The sequence below is a fragment of the Paenibacillus sp. GXUN7292 genome (genome assembly GCF_050864975.1).
In the GTDB taxonomy this organism is placed as follows: domain Bacteria; phylum Bacillota; class Bacilli; order Paenibacillales; family Paenibacillaceae; genus Pristimantibacillus.
Genome location: NZ_JBOZWO010000004.1, coordinates 14,206 through 38,399, shown reverse-complemented (window position 1 = coordinate 38,399; position 24,194 = coordinate 14,206). Strand labels below are relative to the sequence as shown.

Genomic DNA, 24,194 nt, shown 5'->3' with positions numbered 1-24,194 from the left:
GGGGTGCTTAGTATGGGAAGCTTGTTTGAAGTGAAAGAAGTAGATAAATTGTTTTACGAACAAAAGCTTAAGGATTTTTTGCCTAATCGGATTATTGATATTCATACTCATGTATGGCTTGGTGAATTTATTAATGAAGCGGCTGGTGAGCCCGTTAGAGCAGTTACTTGGCCTTGGCTTGTGGCGGCAACGAATTCCGTAGAAGACCTGATGGAAACCTATGAGCTGATGCTGCCAGGCAAACAAGTAACACCGCTTCTTTTTTCACAGGTTTCCACGAACACGAATCTTACCTTGGGCAATGACTATGTAAGTGAATATGCTGCTAAAAATAATTTCCCGTCTCTTTTGGTTGCCAAGCCAGACCAAAGCGCCTCCGAATTTGAAGAAAGCATCGAAAAAGGCGGCTTTTTAGGCTGTAAAGTGTACTTGAATTATGCCGCTTCCTATATCCCTGAGAAGGAAATTAGAATCTATGACTTTTTACCGCCACATCAGCTGGAGGTGTTGAATAGAAGAGGCTGGATTGCCATGCTTCACATCCCTCGAGATGGACGGCTTAAGGATCCGGTCAACCTTGCGCAAATGCTGGAAATCGAGCATCAGTATCCGAATGTAAAGCTTATTATTGCACATGTCGGAAGAGCATACTGTAACGAGGATTTAGGCAACGCTCTCGAAATTTTAGCAGAAACACGCAATATGTTGTTTGACTTCAGCGCTAATACGAATGCTTACGTTTTCCAACAGCTAATTAAAGCAGTCGGTCCAAAACGAATCTTGTTCGGAAGCGATCTTCCGATCGTCCGAATGAGGATGCGGCGAATATATGAGCAAGGAAAATATATTAATCTTGTTCCAAAAGGGTTGTACGGCGATGTATCTGGCGACAAGAACATGCGTGAGGTCGAGGGGGCTGAGGCTGATGCGCTATCCTTCTTCTTGTACGAGCAGCTGGAAGCATTTAGAGTGGCTGCTGAAGCTGAAGGGCTCACAAAGCAGGATATTGAGGACGTATTTTACAACAACGCAGCCGCTATGATTCAACAGGTAAAGGAGGCGCTCGTATGAAAAAGCTGAAGATCGGTCTTTTGCCGTTATATATTAAGCTATATGATGATTTTTTTCCCGAAATGGAAGAAAGAAATTATTCATTTTATGATACGATAGCTAAAGAACTGGAAAAGAAAGATATTGAGGTCGTACCATCATCGATTTGCAGAATAGAGCCGGAATTTGCTGCTGCGGTCAAGCGATTTGAAGCCGAAGATGCCGATGCGATTGTTACACTTCATTTGGCTTATTCGCCTTCGTTGGAATCTGCAAGTGTGCTTGCTGCAACTAAGCTGCCTATCATCGTGCTGGATACTACACCGACATTTGACTATAGTCCGTCGCAGCATCCTGATGAGCTTATGTTTAATCATGGCATTCACGGCGTGCAGGATATGTGCAATTTGCTGCTGCGCAGCGGCAAGCCCTACATTATTGAAGCGGGGCACTGGTCAGAATCTGATGTGTTAGATAGAGCTGCACAAGCTGTACAGGCGGCTCGCATTGCTAAAAGCCTGCAAAATGCCAAAGTAGGCAGATTCGGCGGCACTTTTAACGGGATGGGAGATTTCGATGTGCCAGCACAGACGTTGCGAGAAACGATTGGTATTGAAACGGTAGAATACGATATACGAGATCAAGCTTTGTTCGGCCAGCCTATTGCAGAAGGGCAAATAGAGGCAGAGATGTCCCAAGATATCGCCAGCTTCTATGCACCAGATTTGGAAGCAACGGTGCACCGCCAATCCACACTAGCTAATCTATCCATCAGGAAATTAATCGATGAACATCAATTAACGGCGTTTACCGTTAATTTTATGAATGTTACCGCAGAGTCAGCGCTAACCAGCATGCCTTTTTTGGAGGCAAGCAAATCGATGGCAAGGGGAATAGGCTACGCTGGGGAAGGGGATGTGCTGACAGCAGCTTTTGTAGGCGCTTTGCTGTCTGTATATCCGGATACGTCTTTTACTGAAATGTTTTGTCCCGACTGGCAGCATAACAGCATTTTTCTAAGCCATATGGGAGAAATGAACATTCAATTATGCTCGGAGAAGCCCGTTATAAAAGAGATGAATTTTGCATTTACCGATGCACAAAATCCTGTCGTCGCTTATGGAAGATTCCGCGGCGGAGAAGCAGTGTACGTTAATTTAGCACCTGGAAGAGATAAAAAATATACGTTTATTGTATCTCCAATAGAGATGCTCGATATCGAAGGAACAGACAATATGGCTGGCAGTATTCGCGGCTGGTTTAAGCCTCAGCAATCTGTCGCGGATTTTTTGGCGGCATACAGCAGGCATGGAGGCACCCATCATGGCGCCATAGTATATGGTGAAGCCCAGCGTCTAATCCGTGTTATGGAGGAGCTAGGAAATCTGATGAAGTGGGACATAGTAGTCATTAATTAAATAAGGTGGCAAATAATATGGAAGATATAAAGACGGACAGCAGGCGGCTGGAGGAGCTTAATATTGAGGAAAGAAGAAAGAAAATACTTGAGCTGCTTCATCAGGAAGGCAAGGTCAAGGTAGTTGAGCTTAGCAAGCTGTTCGCTATTTCGGAAGTAACGATTCGCGGCGACCTTGATGCGCTTGAGAAGGAAGGGCTGCTTGAGCGTGTACACGGTGGAGCAACGAGTCAATACAGAACGTATTATAATATGAACTTTCATGACCGTATGGAAACGAATGAAGAGGAAAAAAGAAGGGTAGCGGTAGAAGCTGCTTCTATGATTAATGATGGCGATACGATTATACTGGGTTCTGGTACAACGCCGTTATATGTGGTTAGAGAATTGAAAGATAAAAAAAATATTATTATAATAACGAACTCGCTGTCTGTCGCGCAGGAAGCGGGACATAATAAAAATATTAAATTTATTTTGCTGCTTGGCGGCAATTTTAATACGGAATATCAATTTACGTCCGGCGACGATGCGATCAGTCAATTGGGGATTTACAAAGCGGATAAATTGATTTTGTCCTCGGATGGTGTCAGCGCGGAGTACGGAGTGACTACTTATCATCATCTTGAGGCAGAATTAAATAGACAGATGATTGCCAGAGTGAGCAAAACGATTGTTGTTGCGGATTATACCAAAATTGGAAGAGCCAGCTTTGCTCATATTATAGGGACAGACAAAGTGGATTGTCTAATTACGAATCAAAACGCTAATAAGGATGAGCTTGCAGCTTTTATGGATCGTGGAATTGAAGTGCGTCTTGTTTAGATTGGGGGGATAATATGATTATCGGCTTGGCAAAAGAAATAAAAAATAACGAAAATCGAGTAGCGCTCACGCCTGGCGGAGCTGGAGAGCTTATAAAACATGGGCATACTGTGCTCGTAGAAAAAGAAGCAGGTGCCGGCAGCGGGTTTGAGGATAGCGATTATATGTTAGCAGGTGCTTCTACTATCGGCCGAAAGGAGCTGTTCGAGCAGGCGGATATTATCGTGAAGGTGAAGGAGCCGATCGAATCGGAATATGAGCTTTTCCGGCCTGGGCAAGCTCTCTATACCTATTTGCATCTTGCGCCGAATCGTCCCTTAACCGAGCTGCTATTGCAGAAGAAAGTAACGGCAATCGCCTATGAAACGGTGCAGTTGCCTAATGGACAGCTGCCGCTGCTCGCTCCAATGAGCGAGGTGGCAGGGCGCATGTCCGTGCAAATTGGAGCTGCGCTGCTGCAAAAGAACAACGGCGGAAGAGGCGTGCTGCTAGGCGGTATTCCCGGCGTAAACCGAGGCGAGGTCGTTATTGTTGGAGGCGGCATGGTCGGCACCAACGCGGCTAAAATGGCAGTTGGCCTCGGTGCAATTGTAACGATACTTGATGTAAGCAAGCAGCGGCTCGCTTATTTGGATGATTTATTTAAAGGAAGCGTAACGACGCTTATTTATAACGACTTCAACGTTGCGCAAGCTGTCAAGCGCGCTGATTTGCTAATTGGCGCGGTGCTTGTAGCTGGAGCAAAAGCTCCGAAAATTGTTTCAGAAGAAATGGTGCGTTCGATGGCGAAGGGCTCCGTTATAGTCGATGTGGCAATTGATCAAGGCGGCTCGATCGAGACGGTAGACCGTGTTACTACGCACGATAATCCTTATTACGTGAAGCATGGTGTGCTGCATTATTCTGTTGCTAATATGCCTGGCGCTGTTCCGCGTACCTCTACGTTAGCGCTGGAATCGGCAACATTGCCATATTTGGTGCAGCTGGCCAATAAAGGTGTCAATCGTGCTCTATTGGAGGATGCAAGCCTATTAGCAGGCTTGAACACCTATGCCGGCAGCATTACTTATAAGCCGGTTGCCGAGGCGATGAACGCAGCATTTGTTGATCCGAAAACATTGCTAGCAGAGTAGAAGACGCAGTCGATTCGTTGCGGGCAACTATTCGTAAGTAATAAGAGAGGGCACGGAGAGCAAGATTGGGACTGGAGAAGCGGGAGCGTCCGCCTTTGTAGGCCAATTTTAACCTTTACAGGTTTTATATATTCCAAAAAATTGGCGTACAACAGCGGCCGGAAGCCCAAACTTGATTGCAGTGCTTACCTTTTTTATTGGTTGTTGAAACTTTTATCCTCACTGATACTTATACACCCTATAGGCTCTGTAGGAAAGAACAGCGAGCTCGATAAAAGTAATTAAAATCGATAGAGGGATTAGCTTGCTTTTCGCGCTCTCCCAAATGTCCAGCGCCTTTGCGAAGGAGGCGGGATCGCTGTCAATCATATTGAACTGGGCAAGCTGCTCGACAAAATTGGCATTCCATATAGCGTCATTGGAGAAAGCGATACATATAAAGACAAGTATCGCAATGGCGTGCAGAGCTTGCAAGGCGATCGTGCCATAGCTCCACTTGCGCTGAATAAGCTTGATGCATGCGATTACGATGCCGAAAAGTGCAAGTCCCCATATATAAGGCAAATACTTTGAAAAATAGTCTATATTCAAGAAGGAGATTACATTCCAGTTCCATTCTGTGTCCGACTTGGACATTATGCCGACATATTGTATAGAGTACGTAAATAAACCAAGCACTAATACAATCATTATGATTTCAATTAAAGAGCTGCTTTGTTTAATAAGCAAATTTTTATGAAGCGGAGCAGGGAGCTTGCCCGGATCCCAAGGCTTCTTGCTTGAATGCCAGGAAGCTGGATTGACCTGGGCAAATTCTATAATAGCAAATACGATAGTTACCCAAGCGAAAGCCTGCAGAGCCCCTTCAAATATGGAGGCGAAATACTCAGCTACATCCATTGGGCCCGCTTCAAAGTCAATAATGAATTGCAGGGCGAAGGCTACTGAAATTCCAATAACCGTAACTATAATGACAATCCGCAAAATAACCTTGTATAAATCGATTAATCCCGGTCCGATCAAATAGCGCGGTTTATCCCTATATTTATCGGCCATCGCGTGGGGAGGGCCAAGCTCCTGCAAAATACGAAAGATTGCCTGCTCTTCAGGCTCTCCCATAGCTGTACGTTCCTCCAGCATATCCATAATTAAGCTGTGCAGTTCTGCTCTAATTTCGTCACGCTGCTTGGGTGGCAGCAGGTCAGTAACGGCACTAGTATAACGTGAAATCATTTCCATTTCACCTAATCCTCCTTGGAAGTAATAATTTGCTCTACACTTGAAATCATGCCTCTCCACTCTACACAGAGCTGCTCATAAACCTCCTTGCCGAGCGGGCTGAGCAAGTAATATTTGCGGGGTCTTGCTTCTGTTGTATCCCACTCGCTGGCGAGTATCCCTTGCTTCTCTAATCTGCGCAGGAGTGGATATAAGGTGCCAGCATCAACAGACATCCCTTTTTCTTCAAGTACAGCAACGAGTGAATATCCATATTGCGGCTGCTGCAGCTGACTTAGCACGCCGATAATGATGGTGCCGCGGCGCAGCTCCAGCATAAAGCCGTTTATGATGGTTGAAATATTTTCCATATCATCATCTCCTGTTGTCATTATACTGTGTGGTGCACACTATTGTAAATAGACCAATATGTGAAATTTTATAATATAGTTTTTATCAACATATTATTTGCATAACAATATGAATTGTTTCCTGGCGGCTTGTCCATCTTCTAGTTGTAGAAGATGATCGATAAAACGTATGGAAGCAGTGCCGAGAAGGGCTGACGGCAAAGAAAAGGAGAAGCATCAGCTTGTGTTGGGGTCAATTACTTTGAATTGCAGTAATAAGTAAGAAGCTGCGCTGCAGCTGCTTGCGCAGGGATGTCGTGTGAGGTTGACTTAGTTTTGGCGGATGAACCGACAGGCAATCTGGACAAGCAGATAGCTGCCGGTATCATCGATTTGTTTAAAAAGCGGGCTCTTAGCCAAGCATAGTAATTTTTTCGCTTATTCGTTCTATATAGTCGTCATCAATAGGAATAGCTGAGGTTGCCAGATCGATCAGCATTTCATGCTCGCCGATCATTACCGCTTCGCCTGCATGCTGGAACATCGTAACATCGTTCGCATCATTGCCAAATGCAATAAATTGGCCGGGCGAAACTCCGAGTTTCTGCAGGGCACTCCATTTATGAATGCCCGGCGGGCTTATATCAAGCGCCTGCTCATGGCGATGGCGATGAATAACGATCGGCAGGCCGCTTAGCTCTTGCTCCAAGCCGTCCATATCGTCGGCATGCAATATTAACAGCTTGACAAGTGAGGAAAGCTGCTCGCGCATTACGCGCTTTGCCAGCTTATTAGGATCTACACGTTCGAGTATGGGATGATTATCTGGTCCGCGATAAGCGTAATCCCAAGGGCTGTCGGCTAAATAATGTGCCTGATATTGATCAAGCAGCTCACTAAGCTGATTTGCAGCAGCTGGGTCAAACGAAACGGCATGCGTTATTTTGCCTTCCTGTTGAATGAGCGAACCGTTGCCGCCGATCAAGCTATGATGATGAAGGTGCTGTGGAAGAACGGGCAATAAATCGCGAATAGGTCTTGCAGAAGCGAAGATCACATCAGCCCCTTTGGAAATGACATGATCGAGCGCTTGAATAATTGGCTCGGGAATGGTCTGGCCATTGAAGCAAATTGTACCGTCAATATCGAAAACAATCGTTTTCATATAAATCACCTGTTAGCCGAACAAGCCTTCAGCTCCACTATAGTTGTGGGGCTAAAGGCTTGTTGTTATTTTTTAGTCCAGATGTTACATCGCAGGCATTGGCGTATCGGTCGATGGGCCGTAGTCGCTGCCGTAAGTCTCATCGATAAAATTGCGAATTTCTAAATCTGATTTGCCTTCATGCTTCATACCAGCTGCCACTACTGTTATTTCCATACATAAGCCGCATCTTGTGCCATGGTCATCCCAAACGACAGAACCATCGCTATTAATGGAATGGATAAAGCAGTTTTTGTTATTTTTATGACCGGCTGTTTCACCACAGCCGCAGAAGCAAGGCATATACTCAAGAAGCTCAGCGTTCGCGCCGGCAATACCGTAAATTGCTCGAACCTGCTCCGGCTGGCTGTCTAAAAATTTAGGCAAAACAGAAGCCGAGGCTGTTGTCTCTTGAATATCGGATACAGCGTGATCGCCGTGCTCGGCATGCGTGTCCGGATTTTCTTCTTGCGGTGCTGCCTTTTGTCCGCAGCCAGCAACAAGCAGCACAAGAATCACAAGCGTAAACCATTTTTTCATATGCGGTCCCCATTCTGTCCCGCACATAAGATTAGTCGCGGGAAAATATGTTTTTGTCGAAAAATACAATTACTAAAAATAATAAAATGGCAAGCAGCAAAATCGATGCCGGAATAATAAATGCCAGTAAAGTAAATGTATTGTCCATTTTATAGTACAACAACATTCCCAGCGGCATCAAGCCGCCGCCGATCAAACTCGTAATAACTTGCCACTTGGCTGTTTTAACCATGCTGATTTTTTTGAAAACCTGATAGAATATCCCATATGCAAACAATGTCAGCCAGCCTACAACCAGAATATGGGCATGAGCAGGAACCATAGTATAGTCTTTTCTTCCTGCAATATCAGAGCCCATAAATGCACCAATCAAAGAGTAGAGCGCAGCTATTCGAATCAGCCATTTTGTATAATTGGTCAATTTGTTTCACCTCTATATTTATGATTGTTAATCATACACAAGTTATATGAACATCATATGAACAGATATTGAACGAATCGTGAAATCGTTTAAAATGAATATATAAATACGTCTGCAGGAAAAAGAAATAGTTGTAGAATATCAGAAAAAATACTATGATAAATAGAAAAATTTTCAATTTTAATGTACTCATGTATAAGGAATGGACGGTTTTAATAATATTAATAAATCGAGTAGCTTGGATGGTGAGAGATTTATGATACGAACGATACTGGTTGATGATGAGTCTTTGGCACTTATATATTTGGAGCAATTACTGAAGGAATTTGCAAATATACAAATAGTTGCAGCATTTACTGATCCTATTGAAGCTGTACAGTCCGTATCAGAGCTGAATCCGGAGCTGATATTTTTAGATATTGATATGCCGGGCATGCACGGGATGCAGGCTGCAGATCAAATTCAGCAGCAGCTGCCTGATTGCGAGATCGTTTTTGTAACGGCTTATAATCAATATGCTCTTGAAGCTTTTGAAATCAGCGCGCTTGATTATGTTTTGAAGCCTATTCAAAAAAACCGCCTAAAAAAAACGATTGACCGCTTGCAGCGCAGGCGAACGCAGACATTGCCGCCGCAGGATGAGCAATCAAGTGAATCTGTTATCCGCTGCCTGCATATGCTGCAATTTGAAAAGACAGGAGAAAAAGCGCAAAGCTTGCGCTGGCGCACCTCAAAGTCGGAGGAGCTTTTTTCTTATTTGCTTCATCATCGCAAAGGCTTTGTCAGCAAAGAAGCGTTAAGCGATATTTTATGGCCGGATGTAGATTCAAAGAAAGCGATGACTTCACTGTATACAACTATTTATTTAATTCGAAAAACATTAAGCGAAGCAGCGATCCCAGTAACAATATCCAATGTAGGCGGACATAGCGGTTATGCCTTGGAGCTTGACCATTATAAGATCGATGTGGATATTTGGGAAGAGGCGCTGCAAAAATTAGAGCCGATCGATGCGGACAACGTGCTTGAACATCAAAAATGGCTTGATTACTATAACGGCGATTATTTTGGCGAGCACTATTATGTATGGGCCGAGAATGAACGACAGCGGTTAAGCTGGTTATGGCGAAATCATGCGGGACAATTGGCAGAATATTATTCTAAGCAATCGATGCTTACAGAAGCGATTGCTGTGTATCAAAAAATAATCGATATTCAGCCATTAAATGAAACAAATTATTGGCAGCTTATGAAGTTTTATGACAAGCTTGGCGAGTCGGAAGCGATTGAAGTATGCTACAGGCAGCTAAGAAGAACATTGCAAGAGGAATTGGATGAGGATGTTACGGAAGAGCTGCAGGAATGGTATGAAGCCTGGAAAGCGGGCCGGAAGGAAAATCAAGTCATGAAATTTGATTAGTGGATGGGTTGACACAGCTGCAATTGTGACAATGCATCGACAAAACGAAACAAGCGGTGTAACCACATACAATTCAGTAGTATAATACAAAGGAGTATGCGCAAGATTAAGGAGGGAGAACATGCTTGGGGTACCAACAAGTGTTTGGGTTTCTTCAATCATTGTAGTAATAGTTGTATCCTGGATGACCTTTTGGATAACCAATAAAGCTTATTCTAAGCGCTGGGAAGATCATGATGATCGTATTGATGGTGTTTAAAGCGATTGAAATATAAATAAAAGAAAACCTATTCTGACGATGTGCAGAATAGGTTTTTTTCAAAACGGGAGGCTATAATGGATCATCCAGATTTATGCCGGGTGGACGACGCGTTAGGAATACTTGTAGGCAAATGGAAACCGATTATTTTATTGTTTTTGCTGCAATCGGACAAGATGAGATTTAACGAATTAAAGCGCAATATGCCCGGGATCACCCAGAAGATGCTGACGCAGCAGCTTAGGGAGCTCGAGGAGGAAGATATAATTGCCCGTAAGGTCTATCCTCAAGTCCCCCCAAAAGTAGAATATTCTATCACGGAGTATGGCAAAAGCTTAAAGCCAATACTCGAGGCGATGCATGAATGGGGAACGAGGCATACACTGCATAAGTTGAAAAAAAACAATCAGGGTAGCTTGCCATTGTGAAAAAAACCGTTTCTATAGTCATCATAGGCTTGCACTATTTCTTCTTCCGTATTCATTACGAACGGACCGCGAGCAACAACAGGTTCACGCAAAGGCTCTCCAGCAAATAAAATCAGCTGTAATTTTTCCTTGGCGGATATGACAATGCTGCTTGGGCTATTAGCTGGTGCCGTATCTATCCACAGTGCCTGTCCTTTCTCAGCTTCTGTTTTATTGAATCCGAACACACCGCTGCCCTTCAAAATATAAATAAAGCCGTTGTAACTGCCGGGAAGCTCTTGGCTAATCGTTTTTCCGCTGTCTACTGTAATTTCTACGAACGTTACTGGCACGTAGTTTAAGGTGCTTGAAACAAAGTCACCAGATGAACCGGAATACACGCGTACAATAGCGCCGTCTTCCTTTATGACAGGCATATCCTTAGCCTTCAGGTTTTGGTAGCGAGGGGCTGTCATTTTATGCTTGCGGGGCAAATTAACCCAAAGCTGCAGCAGATGAACCGTATCCCCCTCATTTGGCGTTTCATTGTGGACGACACCTCTGCCAGCTGTCATAAACTGCAAATCTCCTTGTTGCAGCGTTCCTCCTTCACCTGTCGCATTATCATAATGCGTTATTGATCCGTCTATTACGTAGGTGACGGTTTCGATCCCGCGGTGAGGGTGTATATCGAAAGCTCCTCTTTTAAACGTATCTTCCATCATAAGCAAAAAAGGGTCAAAATCGTCCCAATAACCGGGCTGCAGTATAGGGGCAGCATAATGAATAGGACTGACCTGACGGCCCTGCACGGTCCATACTTTTTTAATGCCGCGCTGGAAGCTATTGGTTATTTTCATATGGATACAGCTCCTTTTGTTTGAATGTATGATTAGCGGATTTAAAAGTCATATTTATCATCAGCGGCCTTGCGAATTGAAGCATAGGTTTGCGTCAAAACGAATGTATCCTCTACAAGCCGATTAATGCGGAATATTACATCGTCATTTATTATTTCCTTACGCTGAAAATCCTGTTCTTCAATAAATACATAAGATTGTACAATTTGTGCCTTCATATAGGCCAGGATTGGCTTCAACTGCTGCTCAGCTACCAGAAAATGCTTGGCTGTTCCTGCAGTTACGAGAAAGCTGACCACTTTATCGCGGAACGCATGCACAGGCAATAAATCAAAAATATTTTTTAATGTTGCAGGAATGGAAGCTTGAAAGATTGGAGTGCCGATGATGATGGCATCCGCCTCCATGATCGTTCTTGTGACAAAGGACGCATCTCCTTCGTATTCCAAGTAATTGCGGCCATCGCTAAAAGGCAGCGTATAGTCTGCAAGATCGATAAGCGTTGCTTCCGCCTCAGCATATTTTTCTGTTAATGCTTTGAGCGTATAGTTCATAGCTGTACGTGTTTTTGACCCGACAATTGAGCCTGATAAGCCAACAATTTTCATTATAGCTGCCCCCTGTTATTTCGCCGTATATTTTTTGATTTCAGGTAATATTTTTGTGCCTATAAGTTCTATATTTTTTAATACTTTATTAAATGGGACTCCTCCGAAATCAAGCTGTGCCAAATAACGCTGATGTCCGAACAGCTCATGCTGATAAAGTATTTTTTCGATAATTTCCTGCGGGCTGCCTACTACAAGAGCTTCGCGTTTGTCCGAAGCTTGAGCAAACAATTGCTTCGGAAATCCCCGCCCGTTGACCAGCGTAATGCCAGAGTTTACATAAGGATAATATTCACTCATCGCCTGCTGCGAGGTTTCAGCTGCATAGAACAGCCCGGTAGTTCCTACAGGCAAGATGCTTGGATCGAAGCCGCTCTGCTCCGCAGCCTGGCGATAAGCATCAATCGATTGCTTGAAGGTCGTTGCGGGGCCTCCAAGCGTTGCCAGTATCATCGGTACGCCTGCGCGCCCTGCTTTAATGGCGCTGGCAGGCGGTCCGCCTACCGCTCGCCAAATCGGAAGCGAGCCGTTCACTGGTCTAGGCAATACTTCAGCATTTTTAAGGGGAGAGCGGAATTGGCCGCTCCATGTTATTTTTTGTTGCTCATTTATTAAATTAAGCAGCTCGAATTTTTCTTCGTACAGCTCCTCATAATCGCGCAGATCATATCCTAGCAATTCAAAAAGACCAACTCGGGAAGCTCGTCCAGCAACAATCTCAGCCCTTCCGCCAGATATTAGATCGATGGTTGCAAAGTTTTCAAAGACGCGCACAGGATCAGATGTGCTGACAATAGTGGAAGAGCTGATCACTTTGATTTTTTCAGTTGCTTGAGCAATTGCAGCAAGAATGACAGCATGCGCTTGTGAAGCAAAAAATGGCTGATGGCTTTCTCCTACGCCAAAAACATCAATGCCGGCTTGATCGGCAAGCTTTGCGGCTTCAATAATTTCATAAATACGCTGTTCTGCAGAGATACGCTTTCCTGTCAGCGGATCGGGCGTATGATCGCCTAATGAGTAGAGGCCAAATTCCAGGCCTTTGCTTTGATCGATTCTATATTTATTCATGTGAAGCACAGCTCCTATCTATATTTTTGTTAGTAACTTTAATTATTGATTGTCTTTATATTGCTATTATCATATATGGATTTCATTTATGTAAGTACGCACTTAAAAGTGCTATAGTATCCAAAAAGAAACCTTTTGATTTTACTGGACTTTAAAGACTGCAGAGATAAAAAAGTTTGTATTTTTGTAATTAAAAAGACGCCGTTATCATGTGAGACAAGATAACGGCGTCTTTGACGAGGTCCTAACTATATTTGTATAACTTGACAATCATAGTTCTGTCGAAGCTAGCTTCAAGGCAACTTCATTTACTTTTTGAACATGCTGCTTGAGCAGGTCGGCGGCCAGCTCGGTCTGCTGCTCGCGTACAGCCTCATAGATGCGCTGATGCTCTGCGAGCAGCGCTTCGGCCGTTGTACGGTCGGCGAAATACCATAACCTGCGGGAATCCTTCATGCTCGCTTGCAGCCGCTCGGCCATGGATTCCATCAAGGAAATGAATAACGAATTATGCGATGCATGGGCAAGCCGCAAATGGAACAACATATCGGCTTCCTCGCTTTTTTGTTCGTCGCCTATACTTTCGCTCATCAGCTGAAGCGCTTGGGCAAGCTTCTCCAGATCTTGCTCTGTTCTTCGCGCAGCTGCAAGCGCCGCGCAGCCAGCCTCGATATATTGCCGCACCTCAATCACTTCTTTAAGCTCCGCCGCATTATTGAACAGCTGCACGGCGGCAGATTCCTGCTTATCCAGCGCTGGAAGCACATCGACGACGAAGGTTCCTCCGCCATGGCGGATCGACAGCAGCCCCTTGGCCTTCAGTCCGCTTAGCGCCTCTCTAATCGTTGAACGCCCTACCTGAAATATCTCGGCATATTGCACAACAGTCGGCAGTCTTTGTCCAGGCGCGTACTCACCTGACTCAATTTGTTTTTGTATATGCTCCATAACGATATCTGAACCTTTTTGCGGCTTGATAAAAGGCAATGTCATAGTAAACCTCCACGATGAAAAGTATATACATCTATTCAATCATAAGCTATACTAAAGAAAAAGTCATCAGATGACATGATCAATTATATTTGCCAACGGAGGGACAGTATGATAAACGAGCAGGTAAAGCAAGAATTGCGCTCAATCGTAGGTAAAGATTATTTTAAGGATGATATGGAATCATTAGTTACTCATTCCTTTGACGGAACCCCAATGCTGCAGCATTTGCCGGACGGCGTCATATATCCAGCTTCGACTGAGGAAGTTTCCAACATTATGCGCGTATTAAGCAAGCATCATATTCCTTTGATAGGGCGCGGCTCAGGCACCAATCTATGCGGCGGCACTGTCCCTGTTCAAGGCGGCATTGTAATGGTGATGCACCGTATGAATCGCATATTGGAAGTGGATCTGAATAACTTGACGGCTACAGTTCAGCCGGGCGTTATTACAAGCCAGTTTATTGCTCATGTTGAAGCAGAGGGCTTGTTCTATCCGCCAGATCCGAGCAGCATGTCCATCTCGACAATTGGCGGCAATATCGCAGAATGCTCGGGCGGCCTCCGCGGATTGAAGTATGGCACGACGAAAGATTATGTGCTGGGACTTGAATGTGTGCTTGCTTCCGGCGAGGTGCTCCGTACAGGCGGCAAGCTGATGAAGGATGTTGCAGGCTACGATTTGACCAAGCTGCTGGTCGGTTCGGAAGGTACGCTTGCTATTATTACGGAAGCGACGCTCAAGCTTATTCCCAAGCCTAAATATAAAAAGACGATGCTTGCCATGTTCCATGATTTATATGATGCGGCGCGCACCGTTTCTGCCATTATCGAAAATCGTATTATTCCAGCGACACTTGAATTTTTAGATAACCCGACTATCCGCGTTGTTGATGATTTTGCCAAGCTTGGACTGCCGCATGATACAGAAGCGATGCTTATTATTGAGCAGGATGGAGACGAGCAAATGGTTGAGCGCGATATCGCGCTTATTGCGGAGATTTGCCGCAAGCACAATGCGGATGCAGCTACGATTGCCGAAACCGAGGAGGAAGCGACCAAGCTGCTTACGGCAAGAAGAAGTGCGTTCACGGCGCTTGCCCGCCTTCGCCCTACGACTATTTTGGAGGATGCAACAGTGCCTCGCTCCAAAATCGCGGATATGGTGATGGAAATTAATCGGATCGCTAAAAAATATAATGTGCAAATATGCACCTTTGGCCATGCTGGCGACGGCAATTTGCATCCAACGGCAACGACAGATGCAAGAGATAAGGATGAGGTGCATCGCGTTGAGCAAGCCTTTGCGGAAATTTTTGAGGCCGCTATTTCGTTAGGCGGTACAATTACAGGCGAGCATGGCGTAGGCATGGTCAAGGCGCCGTTTTTGGAGTGGAAAATGGGGGAGAGCGGCATTATGGTTATGAAAAATATTAAAGCTGCCTTTGATCCTCAGCACTTGCTTAATCCTGGAAAAATATTCGCCAAGGAATCTCGCCGCAGGGTGGTGATTGAACGTGGCTAATGTTGCAGAGCGCAATGAAGCGCCTAAAAAACAAAAGGGCAATGTAGAGGCACTGCGCCAAACCTTGAAGCTGCAGCTAGATTATGATCAGCTAACTAACTGCATGCGCTGCGGCTTTTGTTTGCCGGTGTGCCCGACGTTCAAAATAACAGGCATTGAGGCGGAATCGCCGCGCGGCCGGATATCGCTTATGAAAGCTGCTGTGGACGGCATAATGGAGCCGGGAATCGCTTTTGAAGACCAAATGAATCACTGTCTTGGCTGCCGCGCCTGCGAGCCTGCTTGTCCGGCTGACGTGAAATACGGCCATCTCATCGAGCAGGCTAGAGATGCAATCGAAAAGCATACAACACATCGCGCTTGGGTGAACGGCGTGCGTCATGTATTGCTTAAGAAAGTATTCCCAAATCAAAAGCGCATGAAGCTGCTTGGCAAAGGGCTTGAAATTTACGAAAAATCTGGCTTGCAAAAATTTGTACGAAAAACAGGTTCGGCTGGTATTTTGGGTGAGCACATGAAAAATATGGAGGCCATTATGCCGCAGGGCTCAAGCAAAGGCGTTGTCGAGCTAATGGGGACACGCATAAAGGCAAAGGGCGAAAAAGTAGCAACGGTAGCCATGTTCCGCGGCTGCATGATGGACTCCATGTTTATTGAAACCAACAAAAATACGATAGCGCTTTTGTCTGAGGCAGGCTTTGAGATTGTCATTCCAGACGATCAGCAATGCTGCGGTGCGATACAGGCACATAGCGGCGAGGTAGCGCAGGCGGAGCTTCAAGCGATTAATAATGTAAAGGTGTTCAAGGATAGCGGTGCGGATTACATCGTTTCTAATGCTGGCGGCTGCGGCGCTTTATTAGTGGAATATGATCATTTGCTGCGAAATAATAACGATATGCGCGAGGATGCCAAGTGGTTTGCTGGCCGGGTGAAGGATGTGAGCACACTGCTTGCAGATTATGGAAGGCCGCTTAAGTATGCTTTTAAGCAAAACGAAGCCGGTGCAGTTATTACGTACCAGGATTCCTGCCATTTGCGAAATGTTATGAAGGGTGGAGCCAATCCTAGAAAGCTGCTTAAGCAAATAAAAGGCGTGCAGTATGTCGAAATGAAGGCTGCTGAATCATGCTGCGGCTCGGCAGGCACCTATAATTTGACTCAGCCTGAAATGTCCAATAAAATATTGCAGAATAAGATGGTGGATGCGCGCGCTACAGCTGCGCAGTATATCGTAACGAGCAATCCCGGCTGTCTATTGCAAATGAAACTGGGCATCCACAAGCATGCGGAAGGCAAAGCAATGGAGGCCGTTCACATTGTTGACTTCTTATACGATTGCTTGCAGCGTGAGGAAAGTGTAAAATAATAGTATCCAAGCTTAGAGGAGGACCTGAGAGGCCCTCTTCTTTTGTGAATTTAAGATGGTATACGGTAAACACACATCTGTCCCGAGGACAGCAGAGTTGTTTATCCTTGATAACATTTCAAATTAGCTGCTGCGAAAGCTAGTGAAACAAAGGAGCTATTACTTTGAATGACGCAATGAAAATGTTGAAAAACACGAGCCGCACCTTTTTTATCCCCATCTCCAAGCTGAAAGGCAGCTTGCAGGATGCTGTTGCCTCTGCATATTTATGTATGCGCGCAATTGACGAAATTGAAGATCATCATGAGCTTAGCGATGAGTATAAAGTAGATATGCTCAACAAGGTGCATGATGCTTTGCAGACTGGCGAACCGCTTGCAAGCGTCCGCCATCTGTTTGCTGATCAAAAAGCACAATTGCCTGAAGTTACTTATCGAATGGATGAATGGGCGGAGCTATGTCCTGAATCAGCAAGAGAAATCGTATTCCGTCACACTGCCAGCATGTCCAAGCAGATGGCACAGTGGGTGCATGTGGACTGGAACATCGAGACGGAGCAGGATCTGGACAACTATACTTATAGTGTCGCCGGGATGGTTGGCGAATTGCTGTCCGAGATTTGGTACTGGCATGACGGCACTGTAACAGATCCGCAGAAAGCGGTTGCTTTCGGCAGAGGCCTGCAGGCCGTCAATATTTTGCGCAATCGTAAAGAGGATTTGGAGCGCGGCGTCGATTTCTTTCCGAAAGGCTGGGATATGAAGGAAATGCTGCAATATACGCGCCGCAATCTTGGCGTAGCTGATGAGTATGTTAAAGACTTGAAGGATGGGCAAGCGCGCACCTTTTGCAAAATCCCGCTAACCTTGGCGCATGCGACGGTGAAGCTGATCTCGGCAGGCGGCAATAAGCTGACGCGAGATACCGTGCTGCGTCTTGTCAACAGCATAACATAGCGTGTGCGATGGCGGAGCTGATCTCGTTCGGCGGCAATATGCTGGAGAATGATACCGTAAAGAAAGGCGTTTGAGCAGTTGTAGAAATAGCTGCCCGAACGCTTTTCTTGTTTGGCTACTTTAATTTTCGAAGAGAGCGGTCATTTGCATTGTTCATGACAATGAAGCATAGATACTTTCCGTATACTTAGTAATAGCTTTATCATAATCTGGATACTTATATCCGAGACTTTCTGACACAGCTTTTGAGTAGGTTCTAAATAACTCATAACAAATGAATAAAGACTGCCACATTTCCTGGTACCCATTCTCAGAATAGGTTGACAGAAGCTTTCCCCAATCTTCTTCTGATAGGTAACGATTTATAAACTTATAGTTCTTCCCTACACTAAAGTCGTATCCTTGCTTTGATCCGATTCTCCAAGCCATCATTCTCAATAAATTAGGCCTTGATACGTTGTTTAAATGATCAATAGCAAAAAGTATTTCTTTTCTGGCCAATCCTTTTACTACATAAGTTGAAACCATCCAGAACTCATTACAGCAATCATCAAATTCTTTTGCAGTTGGCTTTTTAATCCAATATTGACGATCATTTGCGGTCAACTCGTGTTTGATCAGATTATCCTTATCAAGCAACACACCAACTAAACCGTCGCTATTGGTAAAATAAACTTCCACCTCGTTAATTGGGATGAGTGTTAGGTCTAATTTATTCCCATCCTCAAAAAGGATTAAATATGAAAACCAATTACCTAATTCTGATGGAAAAAGCTCCATATCTTCGGGTTTTTGTATCATTACAGATTTTCCAAATACTTGAATCCACTGATCATTCTCCTTGAAAGAATTAATATCCTTTACAAAATAAGATATGTCATAATCTTGAAATGAATCAGGAAGGATATTTTTGTTTGTACGTGACCCTTCTAAAGTTACCAATCGAATTCTATCATCATTTTTAGCAAAGTCGATAAGGATATTCATCATTTCTTGTTCACTTCTCAATACAGTATCCTCCGTTCCACTTTTTCCTTTGACTCAGGCGAAAATGACCTTCGTTTTTCTTAAAATATAAGAAAGTATAAGTTTTTGTAACCTTGTATCCGTTCTTATATTATATTTCATCGGTAAACGCGCCTGTCCAAAGGACGACATAGCCGTTTATCCTTGTTCGACATTGTGTTCTCGTAATCCTTGCTGACTAAGTAACTTATCCAAGTTAATGTTGAGTCGATGTATAAATTCAAAGGCGAGGTCTTCTGGTGTGTTGAAATTCGTCGTTCACCGAATCGGTAGATTCGCCAGGTAGGTCAGACGTTCCGTTATTATGCGAAAAAGCGCAGTTTTGAGGTATCAAAGTGACACACGTTCCGTTATTCGTTAAAAAAGTGGTGAAAAATCAGGCATTAGGGCCGAATAGCGGAATGTGTGGCCGCGAAACTTAAAAAAAGAGAATTTTAAGGTGAATAGCGGAACGTGTGGCCAGCAAATACAGCACATTAGCAATGATCCATAAATTTTTCATAATGAAAACATCAACAAATATTGTCAACTTTTGTAATGTTGTTTATGATGAAACCATACACTTTTATTCACGTAGTATTTGAATAGATAATAGTTTATGAATAAAGGGAGGAATTGTAATGGGGATTTTTGATCGTATTTTTAGAATAGGAAAAGCAAATGTCAATTCGGCATTGGATAAGATGGAAGACCCGGTTAAAATGATTGATCAGATTTTAAGAGAGCTGGATGAAGACGTGGCAAAGGTGACAACCGCTGTCACTTCGCAAATTGCTGTGGAGAAAAGATTTGAGCGCGAGCTTAATGAAGCGAAAGAAGCAGTAGCCAAGCGCGATTCCCAAGCGCGTCAAGCGCTCTCTATGGGCAATGAAGATTTGGCTCGCGAAGCGTTGGGTGATAAAAAACGCCATGAGGAGAAGGTTGCTAAGCTCCAGGTCAGCTATGACGGCGCCAAGCAAAGCTCGGATAGACTTCGCACACAGCTTCAAGAAATGAAAGACCGCGTGCAAGAGATGAAATCTCAGCGCGGCACGCTTATTGCCCAGGCGGAAGCTGCCAAGGCTCAGGAAAGAATCAATCAAACGATGTCAGGCGTCGGAACAGATGATGCAGCTGCATCCTTCGCCAAGATGGAAGAGAAAATTTTGAAAATGCGAGATCAGGCAGAAGCTGCGCAATCTCTTGCAGAGGGTAATCGAGATTTGGACAATAAATTAGAGCAAATGATGCGCACAACCAGAGATACGGAAATCGATGATGAGCTTGCTGCTTTGAAGGCGGAGCTAAACGAGAAAAAGAACGGCTAATAGATTCACGAAGCTTGGAATATCCCATTCCAAGCTTTTTTAAAACATAAGAAAGTCGCTTGAGGAGAGAGACTTAGCCAAGGCTATTATGCTGATGCGGAAGATTATATCCAGAATGGCCGAATGCTTATTGCTGCAATGAAAAATGACTTTGAAGAGCAAGAGCGGGCAAGAAGAGAGTATGAGCAGAAGCTTAAGATGACTGAAGCATCCATAATACATACTCATACTAATATTACTATTAATGATAGGCATAAGTCGCGCAATAACGGCAACTCCTGGTTTAGCGGTTCATCAAGCAGCAGTTCGTCAAGCAGCAGCTGGTCTAACAGTTCGTCATCAAGCAGCAGCAGCTCCTCAAGCTCTTCTCGCGGCGGCGGCGGCTCATTCAAAGACGGCTCTGGCGGCAGCAGAAGCGGCAGTTCCGGAGGAGGCGGGGGTTCCTTTGGTTCGGGCAGCTCTCGCGGCGGCGGCGGAAAATTCAAATAAGCATTCTATAATAATAACGCTCATGCAAAACAGCGTAAGAGGCCTGTCTCTTACGCTGTTTTCTATCGGTTTGACTTCAAGGATGAACAATACTTATAATGAGTTCACAGTTAGAGCAATGTTATTTTAACTAGAGAGAGGGAATGGAATTGATTGCTTTATTCAAGTATCTAAAGCCCTACCGATTATTCATTGTTACCGTACTTACCCTAATGTTTTGCGGCATTATGCTCGAGCTCTATTTGCCCACGTTAATGGCGGATCTGGTCGATAAAGGTATTGCGGACAATAATATCGGCTATGTATGGCGAACTGGCGGGCTTATGCTGCTATGTGCGGTAATTTCTGTAGCGCTTACCATTCTGGTATCCTATTTATCCTCCAGAATTACGCTGGGCTTCAGCCGGGATGTGCGAAAAGCTTTATTTGTACAAGTAGAAGGTTTATCCTTGCAGGAATTTGACCGTTTTGGCACAGCTTCTTTAATTACAAGAACTACGAACGATATTAAACAGGTGCAGGACGTTACTACCATGATTCTGGGCATGATGACTAGAGCGCCGATTATGCTCGTTGGCGGCATAATACTGGCCATATCCAGAGACGCCAAGCTTTCCTACATCTTTCTTGCCTCGTTGCCAGTATTATCACTGCTTATCTTTTTAATATCCCGCAGGGCGATTCCACTGTTTGGCTTGCTTCAAAAAAAGACGGATAAATTGAATTTGCTGCTGCGCGAGACTTTAATAGGAACGCGGGTAGTAAGAGCGTTTAATCGCGTCGGCTATGAGCAAACGAGATTTAATGAGGCGAATGAGGATTATCGCGATACAGGTATTCGCGTTAACCGCATTCTTGCGCTTTTGTTTCCGGTCATGATGCTGGTTATGAACTTTACGAGTATTGCAATCATATGGTTTGGCGGGATTCGTATCGACCAGGGAGAGATGCAGGTCGGCAATCTGATGGCATTTTTACAATACGCCATGATGATCTTAATTTCGCTAGTGATGCTGTCCATGGCATTCGTATCGATACCGCGCGCACAAGCATCAGCGAAAAGAATTAACGAAGTATTGAACATAAACTCATCCATTCAAGATAACGAGCAGGCGATCGATATGCCCGCTGCTGACGGCGTGGATGTAGCCTTTGACAAGGTTACGTTTCACTACGCAGGCGCTGAGAAAAGCGCGCTCCATAATGTCTCCTTTACTGCGAGAGCTGGCCAGACAACCGCAATTATCGGAAGCACAGGTTCCGGTAAATCGACGCTTTTGCGTATGATTCCTCGTTTTTATGATGTGGAGTCCGGAAAAATTATGTTTAACGGAATCGATATCAGGCGCATTAAGCTTGACCAGCTGAGGGCGCAGCTCGGTTATGTCCCGCAAAAAGCAGCATTATTTCGCGGAACGATCAGAGATAATATCCGCTTCGGCAATGGCGATGTATCGGACCAGCAGGAGCAGGATGTGCTGGAAATTGCCCAGGCAGCGGATTTCGTCAAAGCAAAGGAAAATGGTGTGCTCGACGAAGTAAGCCAGGGCGGCGGAAATCTGTCCGGTGGGCAGAAGCAGAGGGTATCGATAGCGAGAGCTTTAGCAAGAAAGCCGAGCATTTATTTATTTGACGACAGCTTCTCGGCGCTTGATTATAAAACGGATGCCAGGCTGCGAAAAGCGCTTAAGCAAGTAACAGGAAAAGCTACTGTTATTATCGTGGCGCAAAGAGTAAGCACCGTTATGGATGCCGACCAGATTATCGTACTGCATGAAGGAGAAATTGTTGGAAGCGGCACGCACAAGCAGCTGATGGAAAGCAATTTGATTTATCAGGAAATCGTGCAGTCCCAGCAATTGGAGGAGGAAAGCGTATGAGTGCGAACAGAGGACAAGCTGCAGGCCATCGGCGCGGACCTGGTCCAGGAGGCGGTCACGGCGGTTTCCGCAAGGTGGAAAAGCCTAAAAACTTCAAGCAATCGTTGAGGCGGTTAGCCGGATACTTAAAGCCGCAGCGGTTCAATATAGCGTTAATCGTACTGGCTTCCATTCTAGGAACCGTATTTAGCGTAATCAGCCCTAAGCTGCTCGGTGATGCAACCTCGTCGTTGTTCGAGAGCTTTACAAAAGGAATTGCAGTAGATTTCAATTTTTTAGCGAAAATATTGCTATGGCTAAGCGCGCTTTATTTATTTTCGGCTTTATTTACGTTTCTCCAGCAATACTTAATGGCAACTATTGCACAAAAAACAGCTGCCAAAATTCGCAGAGAAGTATTTGACAAGCTGATGCGGCTTCCGCTGCGCTACTTCGACAAGCATCCGCATGGCGATGTGCTTAGCCGGGCTGTAAATGATGTAGATAGTATTAACAGCTCGCTGCAGCAAGCGATTACTCAGCTTGTTTCTTCGGTTATAACTATTTTGGGCATTATCATTATGATGCTTTATATTAGTCCTTGGCTGTCTTTGGTTGTCTTGCTTACATTGCCGCTCAGCGCTTTTGCGATTTCTTTTATTGCGAAACGCTCGCAAAAGTTTTTTGTCGGACAGCAAGCCGAGCTGGGGGCGGTCAATGGTCATATTGAAGAAATGTACAGCGGCCATCAGGTTGTAAAAGCTTATGGCTATGAGAAGCAGGCGGTAGGCACATTCAATGAGATGAATGAAAAATTGTATGAGGCGGGCAGAAAAGCGCAATTTATGTCCGGAATTATGATGCCGATTATGATGTTTATCGGAAATATAAGCTATGTTCTCGTCAGTTTAATAGGCGGCTTATTAGTTATTAACGGCAATATACGGATCGGTGACGTACAGGCTTTCATTCAATATACCCAGCAGCTTAATCAGCCCATGGCGCAGGCTGCAGGCTTGTCAGGTATGATTCAGACGGCGCTTGCCGCTGCTGAACGTATATTTGAATTGCTGGATGAGGAGGAGGAGCCTCAGCAGCAGCCGCATTATGACGGAATAAACCAATTGGCCGGTCGCATCGCTTTTGACCATATTGGCTTTGGCTATGAGAAAGATAAGCAGATTATCAAAGATTTAAATATTGAGGTAGAGCAGGGGCAAACGATTGCGATTGTAGGGCCTACTGGGGCTGGCAAAACTACGATGATTAATCTGCTCATGCGCTTCTATGAACCGGATGCTGGTAAAATTATGCTGGACGGCGTTGATTTCAGCAGAATGAGCCGCGAACAGGTTAGAAGCAGATTTGCAATGGTTATCCAGGATACATGGCTGTTTCAAGGCACGATATACGATAATATTGCCTACGGCAAGGAGAATGCTGCGGAGGAAGAGATCATACAGGCGGCAAGAAGTGCTTATGCCGATGATTTTATACGCAAACTTCCTGAAGGCTACAATACACAGCTGAGTGAGGATGCCTCTAATATATCGCAAGGACAGAAGCAGCTCATTACGATTGCTCGCGCCTTGCTGGCTGATCCGCTTGTGCTTATTTTGGACGAGGCGACGAGCAACGTGGACACCCGGACCGAAATGAATATTCAACGAGCGATGAAGGTGCTTATGAAGGGCAGGACAAGCTTTGTCATTGCCCACCGTCTCTCCACGATCCGTGATGCCGATCTTATTCTTGTTATGAATAAAGGCGAGATAATCGAGCAGGGTACGCATGAGCAGCTGATGGAGCAGCACGGCTTTTATGCTGAGCTGCACAACAGCCAGTTTGAAGGCGCTGAGTTCGACATGGCAAGCAGCAATCAATAGCGACA

Annotated in this window: 24 protein-coding genes and 1 pseudogene; 15 read left to right on the top strand and 10 right to left on the bottom strand. The window is 44.8% G+C overall.

What is annotated here, in order from left to right; translation table 11 throughout:
- Nucleotides 1–12 precede the first annotated feature (12 nt).
- The 4 genes from ACRRU2_RS05505 to ald are packed head-to-tail and all read left to right on the top strand — an operon-like array spanning nucleotide 13 to nucleotide 4,422.
- Nucleotides 13–1,071, top strand: coding sequence for an amidohydrolase family protein (locus ACRRU2_RS05505; RefSeq protein ID WP_331701485.1), 1,059 nt, complete (start codon nucleotides 13–15; stop codon nucleotides 1,069–1,071).
- Nucleotides 1,068–2,468 (top strand): L-arabinose isomerase family protein, encoded by a 1,401-nt coding sequence (locus ACRRU2_RS05500; protein ID WP_432500318.1) that lies wholly within the window; start codon nucleotides 1,068–1,070, stop codon nucleotides 2,466–2,468. The genes ACRRU2_RS05505 and ACRRU2_RS05500 overlap by 4 nt, the downstream gene beginning before the upstream one ends.
- Before the next feature lie 17 nt (nucleotides 2,469–2,485).
- Nucleotides 2,486–3,289 (top strand): DeoR/GlpR family DNA-binding transcription regulator, encoded by an 804-nt coding sequence (locus ACRRU2_RS05495; RefSeq protein WP_432500316.1) that lies wholly within the window; start codon nucleotides 2,486–2,488, stop codon nucleotides 3,287–3,289.
- A 14-nt stretch (nucleotides 3,290–3,303) separates the two neighbouring features.
- Complete coding sequence (gene ald / locus ACRRU2_RS05490) at nucleotides 3,304–4,422, top strand: alanine dehydrogenase (protein WP_432500314.1); 1,119 nt, start codon at nucleotides 3,304–3,306, stop codon at nucleotides 4,420–4,422.
- A gap of 219 nt (nucleotides 4,423–4,641) precedes the next feature.
- Here the strand turns inward: ald and ACRRU2_RS05485 are convergent, their stop codons facing one another.
- Nucleotides 4,642–5,661, bottom strand: a complete 1,020-nt coding sequence (locus ACRRU2_RS05485) for an HAAS signaling domain-containing protein (protein ID WP_432500313.1) — start codon at nucleotides 5,659–5,661, stop codon at nucleotides 4,642–4,644.
- A 5-nt stretch (nucleotides 5,662–5,666) separates the two neighbouring features.
- Entirely contained in the window at nucleotides 5,667–6,011 is a 345-nt protein-coding gene (locus tag ACRRU2_RS05480; RefSeq protein WP_331701490.1) for a PadR family transcriptional regulator, read from the bottom strand.
- Between the two features lie 294 nt (nucleotides 6,012–6,305).
- On the opposite strand from ACRRU2_RS05480, the pseudogene ACRRU2_RS05475 reads away from it, so the two are divergent.
- Nucleotides 6,306–6,401: pseudogene (locus ACRRU2_RS05475) on the top strand (ABC transporter ATP-binding protein); the annotation flags it as partial.
- 1 nt (nucleotide 6,402) lies between these two features.
- On the opposite strand, the gene ACRRU2_RS05470 reads toward ACRRU2_RS05475, so the two are convergent.
- From ACRRU2_RS05470 to ACRRU2_RS05460, 3 genes are all read right to left on the bottom strand, one after another.
- Nucleotides 6,403–7,155, bottom strand: a complete 753-nt coding sequence (locus ACRRU2_RS05470; protein WP_432500312.1) for an HAD-IIB family hydrolase — start codon at nucleotides 7,153–7,155, stop codon at nucleotides 6,403–6,405.
- An 84-nt stretch (nucleotides 7,156–7,239) separates the two neighbouring features.
- Nucleotides 7,240–7,734, bottom strand: coding sequence for a PCYCGC motif-containing (lipo)protein (locus ACRRU2_RS05465; RefSeq protein ID WP_331701492.1), 495 nt, complete (start codon nucleotides 7,732–7,734; stop codon nucleotides 7,240–7,242).
- A gap of 31 nt (nucleotides 7,735–7,765) precedes the next feature.
- The gene (locus ACRRU2_RS05460; RefSeq protein WP_331701493.1) at nucleotides 7,766–8,155 is read right to left on the bottom strand and encodes a hypothetical protein; all 390 of its coding nucleotides are present in this window, start codon (nucleotides 8,153–8,155) and stop codon (nucleotides 7,766–7,768) included.
- Nucleotides 8,156–8,411: 256 nt separating this feature from the next.
- On the opposite strand from ACRRU2_RS05460, the gene ACRRU2_RS05455 reads away from it, so the two are divergent.
- The 3 genes from ACRRU2_RS05455 (at nucleotide 8,412) to ACRRU2_RS05445 (ending at nucleotide 10,262) form a co-directional block, all read left to right on the top strand.
- Nucleotides 8,412–9,575 carry a response regulator gene (locus ACRRU2_RS05455; RefSeq protein ID WP_331701494.1) on the top strand — a complete coding sequence of 388 codons (1,164 nt, stop codon included), beginning with the start codon at nucleotides 8,412–8,414 and terminating at the stop codon, nucleotides 9,573–9,575.
- Between the two features lie 121 nt (nucleotides 9,576–9,696).
- Entirely contained in the window at nucleotides 9,697–9,834 is a 138-nt protein-coding gene (locus ACRRU2_RS05450) for a hypothetical protein (protein WP_331701495.1), read from the top strand.
- 77 nt (nucleotides 9,835–9,911) lie between these two features.
- On the top strand, nucleotides 9,912–10,262 hold the full coding sequence (locus tag ACRRU2_RS05445; protein ID WP_331701497.1) for a winged helix-turn-helix transcriptional regulator: 351 nt from the start codon (nucleotides 9,912–9,914) through the stop codon (nucleotides 10,260–10,262).
- Here ACRRU2_RS05445 and ACRRU2_RS05440 read toward each other — a convergent pair.
- The 4 genes from ACRRU2_RS05440 to ACRRU2_RS05425 all read right to left on the bottom strand — a co-directional run bounded on the left by ACRRU2_RS05440 (nucleotide 10,241) and on the right by ACRRU2_RS05425 (nucleotide 13,773).
- On the bottom strand, nucleotides 10,241–11,101 hold the full coding sequence (locus ACRRU2_RS05440) for a pirin family protein (protein WP_331701498.1): 861 nt from the start codon (nucleotides 11,099–11,101) through the stop codon (nucleotides 10,241–10,243). The two genes, ACRRU2_RS05445 and ACRRU2_RS05440, sit on opposite strands and share 22 nt — an antisense overlap.
- Before the next feature lie 41 nt (nucleotides 11,102–11,142).
- Nucleotides 11,143–11,709, bottom strand: a complete 567-nt coding sequence (locus ACRRU2_RS05435; RefSeq protein ID WP_432500310.1) for an NADPH-dependent FMN reductase — start codon at nucleotides 11,707–11,709, stop codon at nucleotides 11,143–11,145.
- Nucleotides 11,710–11,724: 15 nt separating this feature from the next.
- Nucleotides 11,725–12,780, bottom strand: a complete 1,056-nt coding sequence (locus tag ACRRU2_RS05430) for an LLM class flavin-dependent oxidoreductase (RefSeq protein ID WP_432500308.1) — start codon at nucleotides 12,778–12,780, stop codon at nucleotides 11,725–11,727.
- 270 nt (nucleotides 12,781–13,050) lie between these two features.
- The gene (locus tag ACRRU2_RS05425; RefSeq protein WP_331701500.1) at nucleotides 13,051–13,773 is read right to left on the bottom strand and encodes a FadR/GntR family transcriptional regulator; all 723 of its coding nucleotides are present in this window, start codon (nucleotides 13,771–13,773) and stop codon (nucleotides 13,051–13,053) included.
- Between the two features lie 108 nt (nucleotides 13,774–13,881).
- Between ACRRU2_RS05425 and ACRRU2_RS05420 the strand changes: the two genes are divergently transcribed.
- The 3 genes from ACRRU2_RS05420 to ACRRU2_RS05410 all read left to right on the top strand — a co-directional run bounded on the left by ACRRU2_RS05420 (nucleotide 13,882) and on the right by ACRRU2_RS05410 (nucleotide 17,622).
- Entirely contained in the window at nucleotides 13,882–15,297 is a 1,416-nt protein-coding gene (locus ACRRU2_RS05420) for an FAD-binding oxidoreductase (RefSeq protein WP_331701501.1), read from the top strand.
- Nucleotides 15,290–16,666: a (Fe-S)-binding protein gene (locus ACRRU2_RS05415; protein ID WP_331701502.1), complete on the top strand. Its 1,377-nt coding sequence runs from the start codon at nucleotides 15,290–15,292 to the stop codon at nucleotides 16,664–16,666. The genes ACRRU2_RS05420 and ACRRU2_RS05415 overlap by 8 nt, the downstream gene beginning before the upstream one ends.
- A 176-nt stretch (nucleotides 16,667–16,842) precedes the next feature.
- A complete protein-coding gene (locus ACRRU2_RS05410; RefSeq protein ID WP_331701521.1) occupies nucleotides 16,843–17,622 on the top strand; it encodes a squalene/phytoene synthase family protein in 780 nt (259 codons plus the stop codon).
- 153 nt (nucleotides 17,623–17,775) lie between these two features.
- On the opposite strand, the gene ant(6) is transcribed toward ACRRU2_RS05410, so the two are convergent.
- Complete coding sequence (ant(6), locus tag ACRRU2_RS05405; protein ID WP_331701503.1) at nucleotides 17,776–18,630, bottom strand: aminoglycoside 6-adenylyltransferase; 855 nt, start codon at nucleotides 18,628–18,630, stop codon at nucleotides 17,776–17,778.
- A 638-nt stretch (nucleotides 18,631–19,268) separates the two neighbouring features.
- Between ant(6) and ACRRU2_RS05400 the strand changes: the two genes are divergently transcribed.
- From ACRRU2_RS05400 to ACRRU2_RS05385, 4 genes are all read left to right on the top strand, one after another.
- Nucleotides 19,269–19,955, top strand: a complete 687-nt coding sequence (locus tag ACRRU2_RS05400) for a PspA/IM30 family protein (protein ID WP_331701504.1) — start codon at nucleotides 19,269–19,271, stop codon at nucleotides 19,953–19,955.
- A gap of 123 nt (nucleotides 19,956–20,078) precedes the next feature.
- Nucleotides 20,079–20,444 carry a hypothetical protein gene (locus ACRRU2_RS05395; protein ID WP_432500305.1) on the top strand — a complete coding sequence of 122 codons (366 nt, stop codon included), beginning with the start codon at nucleotides 20,079–20,081 and terminating at the stop codon, nucleotides 20,442–20,444.
- 149 nt (nucleotides 20,445–20,593) lie between these two features.
- Nucleotides 20,594–22,324: an ABC transporter ATP-binding protein gene (locus ACRRU2_RS05390; RefSeq protein ID WP_432500464.1), complete on the top strand. Its 1,731-nt coding sequence runs from the start codon at nucleotides 20,594–20,596 to the stop codon at nucleotides 22,322–22,324.
- A complete protein-coding gene (locus ACRRU2_RS05385; RefSeq protein WP_432500303.1) occupies nucleotides 22,321–24,189 on the top strand; it encodes an ABC transporter ATP-binding protein in 1,869 nt (622 codons plus the stop codon). The genes ACRRU2_RS05390 and ACRRU2_RS05385 overlap by 4 nt, the downstream gene beginning before the upstream one ends.
- The last annotated feature ends 5 nt before the right edge of the window (nucleotides 24,190–24,194 follow it).